Annotated in this window: 12 protein-coding genes; 5 read left to right on the top strand and 7 right to left on the bottom strand. The window is 75.0% G+C overall.

Annotation, left to right across the window (positions count from 1 at the left end):
* Positions 1 to 38: 38 nt before the first annotated feature.
* From ACFV9M_RS08695 to ACFV9M_RS08685, 3 genes are all read right to left on the bottom strand, one after another.
* Positions 39 to 1709: a nickel transporter gene (locus ACFV9M_RS08695; protein WP_385071060.1), complete on the bottom strand. Its 1671-nt coding sequence runs from the start codon at positions 1707 to 1709 to the stop codon at positions 39 to 41.
* The gene (locus ACFV9M_RS08690; protein WP_385071062.1) at positions 1706 to 3373 is read right to left on the bottom strand and encodes a tetratricopeptide repeat protein; all 1668 of its coding nucleotides are present in this window, start codon (positions 3371 to 3373) and stop codon (positions 1706 to 1708) included. Before ACFV9M_RS08690 ends, ACFV9M_RS08695 begins: the two co-directional genes overlap by 4 nt.
* A gap of 164 nt (positions 3374 to 3537) precedes the next feature.
* Complete coding sequence (locus ACFV9M_RS08685) at positions 3538 to 5079, bottom strand: DUF4331 domain-containing protein (protein WP_385066805.1); 1542 nt, start codon at positions 5077 to 5079, stop codon at positions 3538 to 3540.
* A gap of 205 nt (positions 5080 to 5284) precedes the next feature.
* Here ACFV9M_RS08685 and ACFV9M_RS08680 point away from each other — a divergent pair, with 205 nt between their 5' ends.
* From ACFV9M_RS08680 to ACFV9M_RS08670, 3 genes are all read left to right on the top strand, one after another.
* Complete coding sequence (locus tag ACFV9M_RS08680; protein ID WP_385066807.1) at positions 5285 to 5827, top strand: sigma-70 family RNA polymerase sigma factor; 543 nt, start codon at positions 5285 to 5287, stop codon at positions 5825 to 5827.
* Positions 5824 to 6630: an anti-sigma factor domain-containing protein gene (locus ACFV9M_RS08675; protein ID WP_385066810.1), complete on the top strand. Its 807-nt coding sequence runs from the start codon at positions 5824 to 5826 to the stop codon at positions 6628 to 6630. The genes ACFV9M_RS08680 and ACFV9M_RS08675 overlap by 4 nt, the downstream gene beginning before the upstream one ends.
* A 126-nt stretch (positions 6631 to 6756) precedes the next feature.
* The gene (locus ACFV9M_RS08670; RefSeq protein WP_385066813.1) at positions 6757 to 7032 is read left to right on the top strand and encodes a hypothetical protein; all 276 of its coding nucleotides are present in this window, start codon (positions 6757 to 6759) and stop codon (positions 7030 to 7032) included.
* A 9-nt stretch (positions 7033 to 7041) separates the two neighbouring features.
* On the opposite strand, the gene ACFV9M_RS08665 is transcribed toward ACFV9M_RS08670, so the two are convergent.
* The 4 genes from ACFV9M_RS08665 to hmgA form a co-directional block, all read right to left on the bottom strand.
* Positions 7042 to 8238 carry a CaiB/BaiF CoA transferase family protein gene (locus ACFV9M_RS08665; protein WP_385066816.1) on the bottom strand — a complete coding sequence of 399 codons (1197 nt, stop codon included), beginning with the start codon at positions 8236 to 8238 and terminating at the stop codon, positions 7042 to 7044.
* A gap of 110 nt (positions 8239 to 8348) precedes the next feature.
* Entirely contained in the window at positions 8349 to 9536 is a 1188-nt protein-coding gene (locus tag ACFV9M_RS08660; protein WP_385066819.1) for a type ISP restriction/modification enzyme, read from the bottom strand.
* A gap of 25 nt (positions 9537 to 9561) precedes the next feature.
* Positions 9562 to 10311, bottom strand: a complete 750-nt coding sequence (locus tag ACFV9M_RS08655) for a GntR family transcriptional regulator (RefSeq protein ID WP_385066822.1) — start codon at positions 10309 to 10311, stop codon at positions 9562 to 9564.
* A 131-nt stretch (positions 10312 to 10442) separates the two neighbouring features.
* Positions 10443 to 11780 (bottom strand): homogentisate 1,2-dioxygenase, encoded by a 1338-nt coding sequence (gene hmgA / locus ACFV9M_RS08650; protein ID WP_385066825.1) that lies wholly within the window; start codon positions 11778 to 11780, stop codon positions 10443 to 10445.
* A 162-nt stretch (positions 11781 to 11942) separates the two neighbouring features.
* Between hmgA and ACFV9M_RS08645 the strand changes: the two genes are divergently transcribed.
* Both ACFV9M_RS08645 and ACFV9M_RS08640 read left to right on the top strand, forming a co-directional pair.
* The gene (locus tag ACFV9M_RS08645; protein WP_385066828.1) at positions 11943 to 12875 is read left to right on the top strand and encodes a hypothetical protein; all 933 of its coding nucleotides are present in this window, start codon (positions 11943 to 11945) and stop codon (positions 12873 to 12875) included.
* The gene (locus ACFV9M_RS08640) at positions 12872 to 13570 is read left to right on the top strand and encodes a TetR family transcriptional regulator (RefSeq protein WP_385066830.1); all 699 of its coding nucleotides are present in this window, start codon (positions 12872 to 12874) and stop codon (positions 13568 to 13570) included. The genes ACFV9M_RS08645 and ACFV9M_RS08640 overlap by 4 nt, the downstream gene beginning before the upstream one ends.
* Positions 13571 to 13623: the final 53 nt, after the last annotated feature.

The raw sequence follows: 13623 nt of genomic DNA, 5'->3' as shown, positions 1-13623 counted from the left end.
CCCCTTCGCATCCGGGCGGACACCTCCACAAACGTAGCTCAGGCGACGAGGGATGCGGCCCCCTTGAGCACCAGCCCGGCCCCGAGGGCCACGACGACGAGCGCGGACCACAGCGGCACGTTCCGGCGGACCAGCGCCACGACCGGGTGCGCGGGCCGGCGCGCGCCGCGGTCCAGGAACCGGGCCGCTCCCGTGCCCAGCCGGACCACGGCGAACCCGGCGGCGGTGAGCGTCAGCGCGAGGCCGGCGCCGTACGCCACGACGAGCAGCAGCCCGAACCAGGCGTGCCCGAGCGCCGCCGCGCCGACGAGCACGACGACGGCGGAGGGGCTGGGGACGAGCCCCCCGGCGAAGCCGAGAAGGATCGTGCCGCGCAGGGTGGGGGCGGTGGAGTGGGTGTGGGTGGAGCCGCCGTGGGTGTGGGGGTGGGGGTGGCCGTGATGGTGGGGGTGGCCGTGATGGTGGTGGTTGTGGCCGTGGTGGTCGGGGCCGTTGTGCCTGTGCCCGTGCTCCTGGCCGTGCCCGTGCCCGTGCTCGTGGTGGTGGTCCCCGCGCTCGTGGTCGTGGTCGTCGTGGGGGTGCCGGGCGGGGGCGCCGGACAGGGCGAGGGCGCGGACGGGTGGCTGCGCGTGCTCGTGGGCGGGGGGAGTGCGGTGAGGCGCGGTGGGTGCGTGCCGCCGGTCGTGCCGGGCCCGGCGGACCAGGACGGCGCCCGCGCCGAGGACGAGGGCGCCGCTCGCCACGCCCAGCCAGGAGATCACCGACGGGGCCGCGGCCGAACCCGCGGTGACCAGCAGCCCCAGGGCGACCACGCCCAGGGTGTGGGTGACCGTGACCGACGCCGCCAGCGGCAGGACGTCCTTCATCCGGGCCCGGCCGCCCCGGGCGGCCGCCGTCGCGGCCATCAGGGTCTTGCCGTGCCCGGGGGCGACCGCGTGCAGCGCGCCGAGCCCGACCGCGAGGAGCAGCGCGAGGGCGGCGAAACCGACGGTGAGGTCCTGCCGGGCGACCAGGCGGTCCAGGGCCCGTGTCCAGCGGTCGGCGCCGCGCGGCAGGACGGACGCGGCGGGCGCCTCGCGCTCCCCCTCGACGAGGGCCGCGCCGCCCGGGCGCACCCGCAGGGACGCGGTCGCGGTGCCGGCCGGGGAGGAGAGCAACTCCTGCGGGTAGTCGGTGAGTTCACCGGACACGGACTCGGCCGGTACGTCCGAGGCGGTGAGCGTCGTACGGTCGCCCCGCGCGGTGATCTCCCGCCAGCCCGGTCCGGCGGACCCGCCCGCGCCCCGGAAGCCGACGGAGACCGTCCTGTCCCCGGGCAGCGGTGCCGTCAGCCGGCACTCCACACGCAGGGTGTCCAGCCCGGCCTGCCCCGGCCGTACGGCCGCCTCGGCGGCGGTGGACGTGAGGGTGACCGGGCGGCCGTCCACGGTCAGCGCGCTGTCGGCGGCGGCCGTGGCGCAGCGCCGCCGGGCCCACTCGGTGAGGCCGAGCCGTTCGACGTCCGGCTTCGCCTGGGTCGCCGGGATCTCGGCGAGGTCCTCGACGTGGTCGACGCGGAGCCGGCCGGGGGCGGCGATCAGACCGTCGTAGCGGTTGACGGTGAAGTTGCCCAGCGGATGCGCGCTCGCGGCGGTGGACGGGCCCAGGGCGAGTGCGCACCCCGCTGTCAGGACGGCCGCGCAGGAGGCGAACGCACGACGGGGGGTCACCGGGCACCCTCCGGCGTCTTCAGCGCGGCACGGGCCTCGCGGGCGCCCAGCGGGGAGAAGCCGGGGTTGAGGCCGAGGGCCGCCGTGAGGTGGGCGCGGGCGTCGGCGGTGCGGCCGGTGGCGCGTTCGATCATGCCGAGGTGGTGGAGGAAGACCGCGTTGCGGTAGCCGGTGGCCGTGGCCCGGCGGGCGTAGGGGAGGGCTTCCTCGTCCCTGCCGTTGACGTGCAGGGCCCAGGCGAGGGCGTCCGCGGTGTGCACGGTGTGGCGGCGGGCCCACTCCGCGCGGGCCGCGCGCAGGGCCGCCGCCCGGTCGCCGTGGTCGGCGGCGGCGAGCGCGGTGTCGAGGTCGGCGTCGACGCCGTTGGCGCGGGCGAGGGACGTCCAGGCGTCGACGAGCGCGTACTGCTCCCGCGCCTTCACCGCGTCGCCCCGCCCGCCCCGGGCCTCGTACAGTTCGCCCAGTCCGACGAGCGGGCCGGGCAGCGGGAAGCGGGCCACGACGTCCTCCAGCCCCTCGATCGCCTCGGCCGTCCTGCCCTCGGCCGCCTGCGCGCGGGCGCGGCCCTCCAGCGCCGGGAGGTACGTCTCGTCGGCGGCGAGGGCGCGGGCGTAGTGGGCGAGGGCGGTGGTGGGGTCGCCCTGGCTCCAGGAGAGCAGGCCGAGCTGGGTGGCGACGTAGGCGATGTCGCCGGGCGTGACCGAGGCGGCGAGGGCCTGCTCCAGCACCCGGCGGGCGGTGGCGGTGTCGCCGCGCAGTTCGTGGACGTACGCGTACCGCGTGAACACCGGGACGCCCGGACGCCGTTCGTCGGCGGTCCGCGCGGCCCGCGTGGCCTCCTCGTACCGGCCGAGCTCGACGAGCGCGTCGATACGGGAGCACAGGGCGCGTTCGCTGTAGGGGTTCCGCTCCAGGGCGCGGTCGGCGTACCTCAGCGCGCCGTCGAAGTCGTGGCGGGCGGCGGCGAGGGCGGCCCGGCCGGACAGGGCCCGGTCGTTGTCGGGCCGCAGCTCCAGCGAGCGCTTCAGGGCCCGCTCGGCCTGCGGATAGCGGGAGGGGTCGCCCTTGGTCCTGGCCTGCTCGACGTAGGCGAGCCCGAGCGAGGCCCACCCGTCGGCGTCGCGCGGCTGGGCGCGCAAATGGGCCTGGAGCGAGGCGATCTGCGCGTCGAGGCCGGCCCTGGACAGCAGCCCCGGGGAGACCGCGGCGGCCGCGACGACCGGGGGCCCGCCGCCGTCGCGCACCGCGCCGAACGCGACCGCCCCCGCGGTGAGGGCGACGGCCAGCATGGCCGCACAGGCCCCCAGGTGGACGGCCCGCCACCGGCGGCCCGCGGCTCCCACCCGGCGCACGGCGGCGACCCGCACGTCGACCTCGCCGGAACCGGCGGCCGCGTCAGCCCCACGGGCCTCGGTGCCCGCGTCCTCGCGGGTGCCCCCGCAGGCCTCGGCGTCCCGGGGGGCCGTCGTGACCCGGGGTTCCTCGACGGTGGCGCGGTCCCCGGCGTCGCCCGGGGTGGGGGCGTCACCGGTTCCGGTGGGCCGTGACGAGCCCGCGCCGGCCCGGCTCTCCGGCCGGCCGTCCTGCTCGGCGGGGTGGCCGGGGCCCGGTCCGCAGGACCGCTGCTCGCGCTCCGGTTCGCCGTCGTTCGTACGCGGGGGCATGCCCTCTCCTCGGTCGCCTGGGGTGGTCCGTCCTGCGGGTGGGGGAGGCGCGGCCCGCGCCGTGGGGGAACGGGTACGCGGGCCGCGCCGGTCGGGGGTGGCGCGGGCCGGGGTCGCAGGGTCCCCGGTCCGCGCCGGGGCCTGGTGGGCCCCGACGACAGGGCCTAGTACGCCCGGCCCCGCATCCGGCGCCACCACATCAGGCCGCCGCCGATGAGCAGGATCCCGGCCGCGCCGGCGCCCGCGGAGGCGGCGATCAGACCGGTGTCGCCGTCGGTCCAGGACGAGGCGGGCTGGAGGGCGTCGCCGAGCTGGTTGCGGACGTCGTTGCCGCCGCCGGTGCCCTCGGCGAGCGGGCCGCGCGACCCCTCGGTGGGCAGGGCGACGTACGGGAACGCCTTCTCGAAGTCCTTGTCGTTCTCGTCCACCGCGTCGCCCAGGTCGTTCTTGGCGCCGAGCAGTTCTCCCTCGACGACCTGGAGCGAGGCGTCGATCACGTCGTCGGTGAGCCGGCGCCCGTTCGGGAAGCCGGCGGTGTCGCCGTCGAGCACGCCCAGCCGCTTGGGTTCGGCGGCCGGCTCGATCGAGGTGTTCAGCCGCAGTTGCTCCGACGGCGTCACGTGCGGCGGCTGGTTGAGGCCCTCGACGCCCTTCAGGAACACGTCGACGAGGTCGTCGCGCGGCTCGTCGGGCGCCTCGATCTTGTAGATCGCCTCGATGAGCTTCGGCAGTTCGGGGTGGGTGACGTTCTTCAGGAACCGGGCGTCGTCCCACGGCGCGGACGCGTTGAACTCGTCCTTGTCCCCGATGGGGTTGACGACCTCGTTCACCAGCGGGTTGCCCAGGCGCGACACCTGGGTGAAGTGGCCCTGCGCGTTCTTGCGCTGGGTGGTCGACCAGATGCCCACGACCGGCTGGTGCGAGGACTGCGTGATCAGGTCGGTCGGCACCTGGAGGGCGATCGAGTTGACGTTGTAGCCCTTGAGGGTGTCGTTGCCGACCTCGGAGAGGTTCCCGCCGTACAGCAGGTCGAAGACGCGCAGGTCGAGGAAGAACGGGTCGTCGGCCTGCCCGGCGAAGGTCTGCGCGCCGTTGGAGAGCTTGTGGACCGCCTGGTCGCGCAGCGCCGCGTAGTCCGGCATCGACGCCTTGCCGACGTTCGACGGCGCCACGGGCACGTCGTCCGCGAGCTTCGTCCGGTGGACGGCCTTCTGCTTCCTCAGCTTGATCAGCTCGAGGTCGTACGTCTGCGTCACGTTCAGGTCGGGGTCGTCCAGGCTCTCGACGGGACCGGTGTTGTAGAGGAACGTCTTCTCGTTCTTCGTGTGGGTCGTGAAGGTGTAGCGGAAGAGCAGGTCGCCCTGCGCGTCACCGTCGTTGTCGATGTGCAGGTCGTACTGGGCGTCCTCGGCGAACGGGAAGAAGTTCGGGCCGCCCGCGGGCTCCTCGAACGGTGTCCAGTTCGCGATGAGGGTCGTCGAGTCCGGTTCGTCCGGGCTCACGAACGCGTACACGTCGGTGTTGTCGTACTGCGGGGTTCCCGAGATGAGCGGGGCCTCCCGGTGGCTGGAGGCGGCGGCCTCCACGGGTCCGAGCGCGGCGACGCCGGCGGCCGCGAGCCCCCCGGCGGCCAGCGCACCGCATACGAGGGCGGCCACGCCCCTGCGTCCGGATCCGCCGGATCCGCTCCTGGAGATAGCTGTCATGCCGTCCGTCCTTGGTGCCGACTTGCCTGACGGACAGTGATACGGAGCGGGGTGCGGGGTCGGATTGGTGGGAACCCGAAAACTTTTCCCTCCCTGCTCACCCGCGTTCCGGGCCGCGCGATCCGTACCTCCTCCGGAGGTGTGTGCGTTGCGAATGCCTGGTATGACGGGACGGCCCGGGTGCGGCCGCAGGGAGGGGGACCGGATGGAGGCGGACGAGCTTCTGCTCCTTGTGGCGGGGGGCGATCAGAAGGCGTTCGAACAGCTCTACACGCTGGTCTCCGGACCCGTGTTCGGCCTGGTGCGGCGGGTGGTGCGGGACCCCGCGCAGTCGGAGGAGGTCTCCCAGGAGGTGCTGCTCGAACTGTGGCGCTCCGCGGGCCGCTTCGACCCCCGCCGCGGCAGCGCCCTGTCGTGGATCCTCACCCTCGCCCACCGCCGCGCCGTGGACCGGGTGCGCAGCGCCCGCGCGGCCGGCGAACGCGAGCAGCGCGAGGCCCGGCGCGCCCACCACCCCGCCTTCGACCAGGTGTCCGAGGAGGTCGAGGCGGGACTGGAGCGCGAATGGGTGCGCCGCTGCCTGGACCGGCTGACCGCCCTGCAACGCCAGTCCGTCACCCTCGCCTACTACGACGGCTACACCTACCGTGAGGTGGCCGAGCGGCTCTCCCTGCCGCTGGGCACGGTCAAGACCCGGATGCGTGACGGACTCACGCGGCTGCGCGACTGCCTGGGAGGTGCCGCATGAGCATCCTGGCCCTGTTCCGCCGCGAGGACCTCCACTCGCTGGCCGCGCCGTACGCGCTCGACGCCCTCGACCCCGACGAACGCCGGCGCTTCGACAAGCACCTGAGGAGCTGCGACCGGTGCGCCGCGGACGTGCGGGCGCTGTTCGAGGACGCCGTCCGGCTCGCCTGGTCGACGGCCGCCCCGCCGCCGGCCGCGCTGCGCGACCGGGTCCTGGCCGCCGTACGGACGACTCCGCAGGAGCCCGCGGCGGCGCCGGTGCGCCGGCACGAGCCGCGGTTGCCGCCGCACGTCTGGGGCAAGCAGCCGCCGCCGCGCACCCGTGCGCGCCGTCCGCTGTTCGTGCCGTTCGCCACGGCGACGGCCGCCGCCGCCCTCGTCGTCGCCGCGCTTTTTGCGGTCCAGGCCGAGCGCACCCGGGACCAACTGGCCGCCGAGCGCGACCGGGCACGTGAGATCGCCCACGTTCTCGCCGCCCCGGACGCCAGGGCGAGCACCGGCAGGGACGTCCGGGGACGCACGATCGCGGTGATCGCCTCCGCCTCGGCGGGCGAAGCGGTCGTCACGCTGAGCGGATACGGCGACCCGCCCGGCGGACAGGTGCACCAGCTGTGGGTCATGCGCCCCGACGCGCAACCGCGCTCCCTCGGGCTCTTCGACCGCGACACGCCCTTGGTCGCGTCCGGGCTCGATCCGACATCGACGTCACTCGCCGTGACGGTCGAACCCGACGGAGGGTCACCGCAGCCCACCACCCGACCGGTTGTCCAACTCACCCTGAAATCGGTCGGATTCGGAGAGTGACCGAACGGGCATCGTCAACCTCCTTATGGGGAAGGTGAATCCTGGGACCGCGATACACGGGTGCTGCGGCGGGGCGATAGGGTTACCCTGCCCGGGCCGGGTGGACTCGTACGGGTGGGGAGTGACATGGAACAGATAACAGTGCGCAGCAGGGCGAGGGTCCCTGCGATCACCTGCGGGAGCAGCGCGACCAGTTCGCGTCTCGACCGCCATCTCTCGGTGCTGGCGGGCCCCGCCATACCGCAGCGGGAGACGGTCGAGGCGACCACGCTGATGCGGGAACTGACGGCGCGTGAGCCCGCCCACCGCCGCAGCGCCAGGGGCGCCCGAGTGAGCCGGGTCTCGCTCTTCGCGCCGCTGCGCCGACTCCGCCGTTCACTGTTCGGCGGCAACAAGCACTGAGGCCCGCGCTCAGGCGGCCACACCGTCCCGGCGCAACGCTGCGATCTCGTCGTCCGTCATCCCCACGGCACGCAGCACAGCCCCGGTGTGCTCCCCGAGCGCGGGCACGGCCCCCATCCGTGCCTCCGCCCCACCCGGCAGTGTGATCGGAGGCAGCAACGCCCGCAGTGGCCCGACCGGCGAGTCCACCTCCCGCCACCGCTCCCGGGCCGCCAGCTGCGGATGCTCCGCCAGCTCGCGCACATCCCTCAGGCGCGCGCAGGCGATGCCCGCGCCCTCCAGCCGCGCCAGCGCCTCGCCGGTGTCCAGCGCGCCCAGCGCCCTCGCCACCCACGCGTCCGTGGCCTCCCGGCGCGCGACCCGCGCCGCGTTCGTCGCGTACTGCGGATCCGTCCCCAACTCCGGTCGTCCGAGCACCTGTTCGGCCAGTCGGCGCCACTCCCGGTCGTTCTGCACCGACAGCAGCACCCGTCCGCCGTCGGCGGTGGCGTACGCGTCGTAGGGCGCGATCACCGCGTGCGCGAGACCCGTGCGGGCCGGGGCGGTCCCCCCGTGCATCGCGTGATGCAGCGGATGCCCCATCCACTCGGCGAGAGCGTCCAGCATCGACACCTGAACCGGTCCGCCCCGCCCGGTCGCCCCGCGGCGCAGCAGCGCCGCCAGTACACCCGAGAAGGCGTACATGCCCGCCGCGATGTCGGCCGCCGGGATCCCCGCCTTCACCGGTTGCTCCGGCGTCCCCGTCACCGACACCAGCCCCGCCTCGCACTGCACGAGCATGTCGTACGCCCGCTTGCCCGCGTACGGCCCCGACGCCCCGTACCCCGAGATGTCCACCGCCACCAGGCGCGGGTGCGCCGCGCACAGGGTCGCCGCGTCCAGGCCGAGACGGGCCGCCGCGCCCTGCGCCAGGTTCTGCACGAACACGTCCGCGCCGGCGACCAGCCGCCGGACGGCGTCCAGGCCGCGCGGGTCCTTCAGGTCCAGCGCGACGGACTCCTTGCCGCGGTTGCACCACACGAAGTGCGAGGCGAGGCCGCCGGCCGCGGTGTCGTAGCCGCGCGCGAAGTCGCCGCCGTCGACCCGCTCGACCTTGATCACCCGGGCGCCCAGGTCGGCGAGCTGCCGGGTGGCGAACGGGGCCGCGACCGCCTGCTCGACGGCGACGACCGTGATGCCCTCCAGGGGCAGGGGGAGCTGGTCCATGGGGTGGATCATGGCCCCCGTCCCGTGGGTTTGTCATGCGCGCAGGCGTGCGTACCGGCTCCCGGCCGGCTGCGCGCACCGGGCCGGCGTCCCGGCGGCCGGACGCGGCGTCAGAGCAGGGCGAGCTGGCCCTCCGGGCCCTCCTCCGCGTGGTCCAGGATCGACGCCGGGCGGCGGGAGCGGTCCGGGACCGGCAGGACGCCCGCCTCGCGCAGGTCGGCCGCCGTGACCGGGTCCGCCGTCGTGGCCGGGTCCGCGGTCCCCAACTCCTCCCGCCGCGGCAGCACGTGGGCCAGCAGGGCCGACACCGTGATCAGTTCGAGGAGCTCGGACGTCCAGCTCTGCGGCCACGCGGCCGGGCGGATCGCCGCCAGGGTGCCCGGCTCGGGCGCGGCCGTCCGGGCCGCGCACCACTGCTCCAGGACCCGGACCCCGCCCACCTCGAAGTCCCACGCCTCCGGCGGGACCGGCGAGACGCGGCCCTCGCCGAGGTGGAGGGTCTCCTCCTCGCGGTCGTAGCGCACGGCGAGGAGAGGGGTTCCGCCGTCCGGGCGGGGCCGGGGGAGGGAGGGCAGGGGCGCGCGGACGTAGGGGCGCCGGCCGCCGGGGAGCCGGGGGCGTTCGCCGTCGCGGCGCAGGAGCCACAGCAGACGGTGGCCCAGTTCCACTCCCCGCGACCAGAGCCCGGGGTCCCGGGTGAGGGGGACCGTGCCGTCGGGGCGGACGGTGGCGAGGATCCAGGCCAGGAAGTCCAGCGGGTCGGCGGAGTGGCCCAGGTGGTCCAGCAGCCCCGGCGCCAGGTTCGGTTCCCTGCCGCCCGGGCGGCGGAACAGGGGGCGGACACGGCCCGCGCGCACCAGCGGCACCAGCGAGGTGGCCGTCGGGAACGGCAGGTCCGGGGCCTCCACGACGAAGACCTGGTGCTCGTCCGCCACCCGCCACAGCTCGGGGCGGGCCGCGTCGATGAGACGGTGGTCGGGAATGAGCCACTGCTCGTCGAAGGGCGCGGCGAGGACGCGGACCGGTTCGGGGCAGGGGCCCGTGGCGCGGATCAGCCTGCCCGTGCCGGCGCTCCGGCCGGGCAGCTGCCCCACCGCCGTGTGCAGGGTGCGGGCGCGCGTCGGCTCGAACAGCGCCTCGCGGTCCGGCCCTTCCGCCGTGACCAGCGCGGCCCAGCGGTCCTTCAGGACGGCCGGGTCGGGAGCCAGCGGCCACCACCGGCCGAGCCGGACGGGTGCGACGGACCACGGCATGAGGTCCGCGAGCGGCGGAGCGTCGTCGGGCGTCACGCCGAGCATCGTACGACGCACTCTCCGCGCGCGGTCAGGTGGCGTCGAGGGTCACCGTGAAGGAGAAGCGGTCGCCGCGGTAGTGGATGACGGCCACGTCGAGCGGGCGGCCGCCGGTGTCGTAGGTGACGCCGGTGTAGTGCAGGATCGGGCTCAGCAGCGGGACCCCCAGCAGCCGGGCCGTCTCCGGGTCCGCCAGGCGCGCCTCGACCGTGTCGGTGATGCGGCCGATGTCCGCGCCCACGACGTCCCGCAGCACCTTGGTCATCGGCCGGCGCCCCAGATCGTCCGGGTCGATCAGGGCGGCGAGTTCGGGACGCACGTAGTTGCGGGCGTGGTTGGTCGGCTCACCGGTCTTCTCGTCGCTGCGCAGCCGGTGGTACGTCGCCACCTCCGCCAGGTCCGGGAAGTACTCGGCGAGTTCCGCCGGGGTCGCCGCCGTGCCCCGGTCGAGCAGCCGCGTCGCCATGCCGGACTGCTGCGCCACGATCGCGTCCACCGAGCCCAGCAGCCGCACCGGCGTGCCCCGCCGGGCGGCCGGCTCGATGAACGTGCCGCGCCGGCGGTGCCGGCTGATCAGCCCCTCGTCCTCCAGCTCCTTCAGCGCCTGCCGCATGGTCAGCACGCTCACCCCGTAGTGCCCGGCCAGCTGCTCCTCGGTGGGCAGGCGCAGCGGGTCCCGGGGCGAGCGGCCGAGTATCGAGGCGCGCAGCGACTGCGACACCTGGTACCAGAGCGGCAGCTTGCGGTTGAGGACGATCGAGTCCGGGGCGAAGGAGGTCACGGGGCCATCCGTACCGGGAGGGCACACTCGGTGCAAGGGGCGGAAGTGGCGTTCAGCGCGCGGGCCGGAAGTGGCGCGTTCAGGGCAAGGGGCGGAAGCGGCGTTCAGCGCGCGGGGCGGAAGTGGCGCGTTCAGGGCAAAGGGCGGAAGTGGCGCTCCAGCCCCGCCCAGACGTCGTCGTAGCGCTGCTGCCGGTGGTCGGCGCGGGCCGCGTGCGGGGTGAGGACGACCGGCCAGCGCGTCTCGAACATGAACGCCAGCCCGTCGTCGAGCTTCTGCGGCGTCAGCTCGGCGGCGCTCGCCCGGTCGAACGTCTCCCGGTCCGGGCCGTGCGCCGACATCATGTTGTGCAGCGAGCCGCCGCCCGGCACGAAGCCCCCCTCTCCGGCCGCCTTGGCGTCGTAGGCGCCCTCGATCAGGCCCATGTACTCGCTCATCACGTTCCGGTGGAAGTACGGCGGCCGGAAGGTGTCCTCGCCCACCAGCCAGCGCGGCGCGAAGACGACGAAGTCCACGCCGGCCAGGCCCGGGGTGTCGGACGGCGCGGTCAGCACCGTGAAGACCGACGGGTCGGGGTGGTCGTAGGAGACCGTGCCGATCACATTGAAGCGGCGCAGGTCGTAGACGTACGGGACGTGGTTGCCGTGCCAGGCGACGACGTCCAGCGGGGAGTGGTCGTACGTCGCGCTCCACAGGTTGCCGCAGAACTTGTTGACCACCTCCACCGGGCCCTCGACGTCCTCGTACGCGGCGACCGGGGCGAGGAAGTCCCGCGGGTTGGCGAGCCCGTTGGCGCCGATCGGGCCGAGGTCGGGGAGGCGGAAGGGGGCGCCGTAGTTCTCGCAGACGTAGCCGCGGGCCGTGTCCTCCAGCAGCTCCACGCGGAAGCGGATGCCGCGCGGGACGAGGGCGACATGGCCCGGCTCGGCGCGCAGCAGCCCGAACTCCGTGCGCAGCAGCAGGCCGCCGCGCTCGGGGACGATCAGCAGCTCGCCGTCCGCGTCGCTGAACACACGGTCCATGGAGGCGTTGGCGTGGTACAGGTGCACGGCCATGCCGGTGCGCTGACCGGCGTCGCCGTTGCCGCCGAGGGTCCACAGGCCCGCCACGAAGTCCGTCCCCGGCGCGGGCTCCGGCAGGGGGTTCCAGCGCAGCCGGTTGGGGTCGGGGACCGTCTGCGTGAAGGGCGCCGTGCCCAGCGTGCCGTTGCCGGTGCGGGTGAACTCCGGGTGGGCGGCCGACGGACGGATCCGGTAGAGCCAGGAGCGGCGGTTGTGGGCGCGCGGTTCGGTGAAGGCCGAGCCGCTGAGCTGCTCCGCGTACAGGCCGAGGGGGCCGCGCTGCGGCGAGTTGCGGCCCTGGGGCAGGGCGCCGGGCACGGCCTCGGAGGCGTGCTCGTTGCCGAAGCCGGAGAGCCCGGAGAGCTGGACCAGCTCTTCGGCCGTCTTGCGTGCGTCCCCGCTGCCCATGCGTGCTCCCCTGTCGGCCGCCTATTCCTATGCAGCACCGTAGGATTGCGGTTCCGGGGGCGCAAGGGGAACCGGCTCCTCCGTACGGGGGTGATCGCGCGGTGGCGAGAACCAGACCCTGGTGGGGCCCGTGTGTCGTACCGGTGTTCTACGCTCCCCGGCATGTCGTGGACGCGTGGCTCCCTATCCGCGCTCGCGGTCTGTGTCCTGCTGCTGACCGGATCCGCGGGCTGCGGCTCCGGTGACGCCGCCGAGGGGGGCGGGGCGGCCGGGACGGCCGCGGTCTCGCCGGAGCCGGTGGGCGAGGTGCTGGAGGACACCGACGGCGACGGGCGGCACTACCGGGAGGTCGGGGAGAAGGACGCGCCGGACGTACGGGTCGAGGTCGAGCCCGACGCCCGCGGCGGCTGGGACGTGCGGCTCGAGGTGCGCAACTTCCGGTTCTCGCCGGCCGGGACGGCGGCGCGGGCGGTCGCCGGGCGTGGCATCGCCCGGCTCTTCGTGGACGACCGCGCCGTCGCCGACCTGCGCGGCCCCTCGCACGACATCCCCGCCGGCTACCTCCCGCACGGCACCCACCAGGTCACCGCACGCCTGTACGCGGACGACGGGACGGTGTGGGCGGTCGACGGCGAGCCGGTGGAGAGCACGGCGGACATCACGGCATCGGAACCGGACGACGCGTCCCCGGGTCCGACCGGCGCGTCCGCAGGTTCGACCGGTGCGTCCTCGGGCCTGACCGGCACGTCCGCAGGCCTGACCGGCGCGTCCTCGGGCCCGACCGGCGCGTCCGCAGGTTCGACCGACGCGTCCTCGGGCCTGACCGGCACGTCCGCAGGCCTGACCGGCGCGTCCTCGGGCCCGACCGGCGCGTCCGCAGGTTCGACCGGCGCGACCCCGGGCCCGACCGGCGCGTCCGCAGGCCTGACCAGCGCTTTTCCAGGGTCGGCCGGTACGTCCCCGGAGGCGGGCGGCGCGTCCCCCGGACCGGGTGCAGGCGTCTCCCCGGCGTTCCTTCCCGCACTGAGTGCACCGGGCACCTGTCTCCGTACCGAGGGGCGAGGTTCACCCGAACGCGGCGGAAAGGCATCATGAGCCCCGTGCCCCATGCGACATCGCTACGCCGTGCGCCCGTGCAGCGGCGCAGTGCCGAACGGCTGACCAGAATCCTCGACGCCTGCGCCGACCTCCTGGACGAGGTCGGCTACGACGCCCTGAGCACCCGCGCGGTCGCCCAGCGCGCCGGCGTCCCCATCGGCTCCGTGTACCGCTTCTTCGGCAACAAGAGACAGATGGCCGACGCGCTGGCCCAACGCAACCTCGAACGCTACGCCGAGCGCGTCACCGAGCGGCTGAACGGCGCCCGCGCCGCCACCCGCACGGGGAGCGGCGAGGCCGGCGAGGCCGACTCCCGCGGCGAGGGCGGCTCCCGCCCGGGTGAGGCCGGGCGCCGGGGGGACTGGCGGGCCGCCATGGACGCCGTGCTCGACGAGTACCTGGCCATGAAGCGCACCGCGCCCGGCTTCTCCCTCGTCGACTTCGGCAACCAGATCCCGGTCGGCGCCCGCGCCGAACCCAACCACCGGGTCGCCGACCGCCTCATCGACCTGCTCTCCGGCTACCTCGGCCGCGAACCGGACGAGGACCTGCGCCGCACCTTCCTGATCGCCGTGGAGACCGCGGACACCCTCGTCCACCTGGCCTTCCGGATGGACCCGGAGGGGGACCCGAAGGTGATCGGCGAGACCAGGGAACTGCTGCGGGCCTATCTCGCCCGGTCCCTGGACTGACGGCCGTCCGTCGGTCGGGTCGGTCCTGGCCCCTCCCCGACATGCGTACCGGT

This window comes from Streptomyces sp. NPDC059895, from assembly GCF_042731035.1.
Taxonomy (GTDB): Bacteria; Actinomycetota; Actinomycetes; order Streptomycetales; family Streptomycetaceae; genus Streptomyces.
The sequence above is the reverse complement of the archived record's forward strand: the minus strand, read 5'-3'. Positions and strand labels throughout refer to the sequence as shown.

Excerpts from the sequence above, each read along its gene's own strand:
- ACFV9M_RS08640 (WP_385066830.1), top strand. The coding sequence starts at position 12,872 with ATGAGCCCCGTGCCCCATGCGACATCGCTACGCCGTGCGCCCGTGCAG.
- ACFV9M_RS08665 (WP_385066816.1), bottom strand. The coding sequence starts at position 8,238 with ATGGACCAGCTCCCCCTGCCCCTGGAGGGCATCACGGTCGTCGCCGTC.
- ACFV9M_RS08670 (WP_385066813.1), top strand. The coding sequence starts at position 6,757 with ATGGAACAGATAACAGTGCGCAGCAGGGCGAGGGTCCCTGCGATCACC.
- ACFV9M_RS08660 (WP_385066819.1), bottom strand. The coding sequence starts at position 9,536 with ATGCTCGGCGTGACGCCCGACGACGCTCCGCCGCTCGCGGACCTCATG.
- ACFV9M_RS08690 (WP_385071062.1), bottom strand. The coding sequence starts at position 3,373 with ATGCCCCCGCGTACGAACGACGGCGAACCGGAGCGCGAGCAGCGGTCC.
- ACFV9M_RS08685 (WP_385066805.1), bottom strand. The coding sequence starts at position 5,079 with ATGACAGCTATCTCCAGGAGCGGATCCGGCGGATCCGGACGCAGGGGC.
- hmgA (WP_385066825.1), bottom strand. The coding sequence starts at position 11,780 with ATGGGCAGCGGGGACGCACGCAAGACGGCCGAAGAGCTGGTCCAGCTC.
- ACFV9M_RS08680 (WP_385066807.1), top strand. The coding sequence starts at position 5,285 with ATGGAGGCGGACGAGCTTCTGCTCCTTGTGGCGGGGGGCGATCAGAAG.
- ACFV9M_RS08675 (WP_385066810.1), top strand. The coding sequence starts at position 5,824 with ATGAGCATCCTGGCCCTGTTCCGCCGCGAGGACCTCCACTCGCTGGCC.
- ACFV9M_RS08645 (WP_385066828.1), top strand. The coding sequence starts at position 11,943 with ATGTCGTGGACGCGTGGCTCCCTATCCGCGCTCGCGGTCTGTGTCCTG.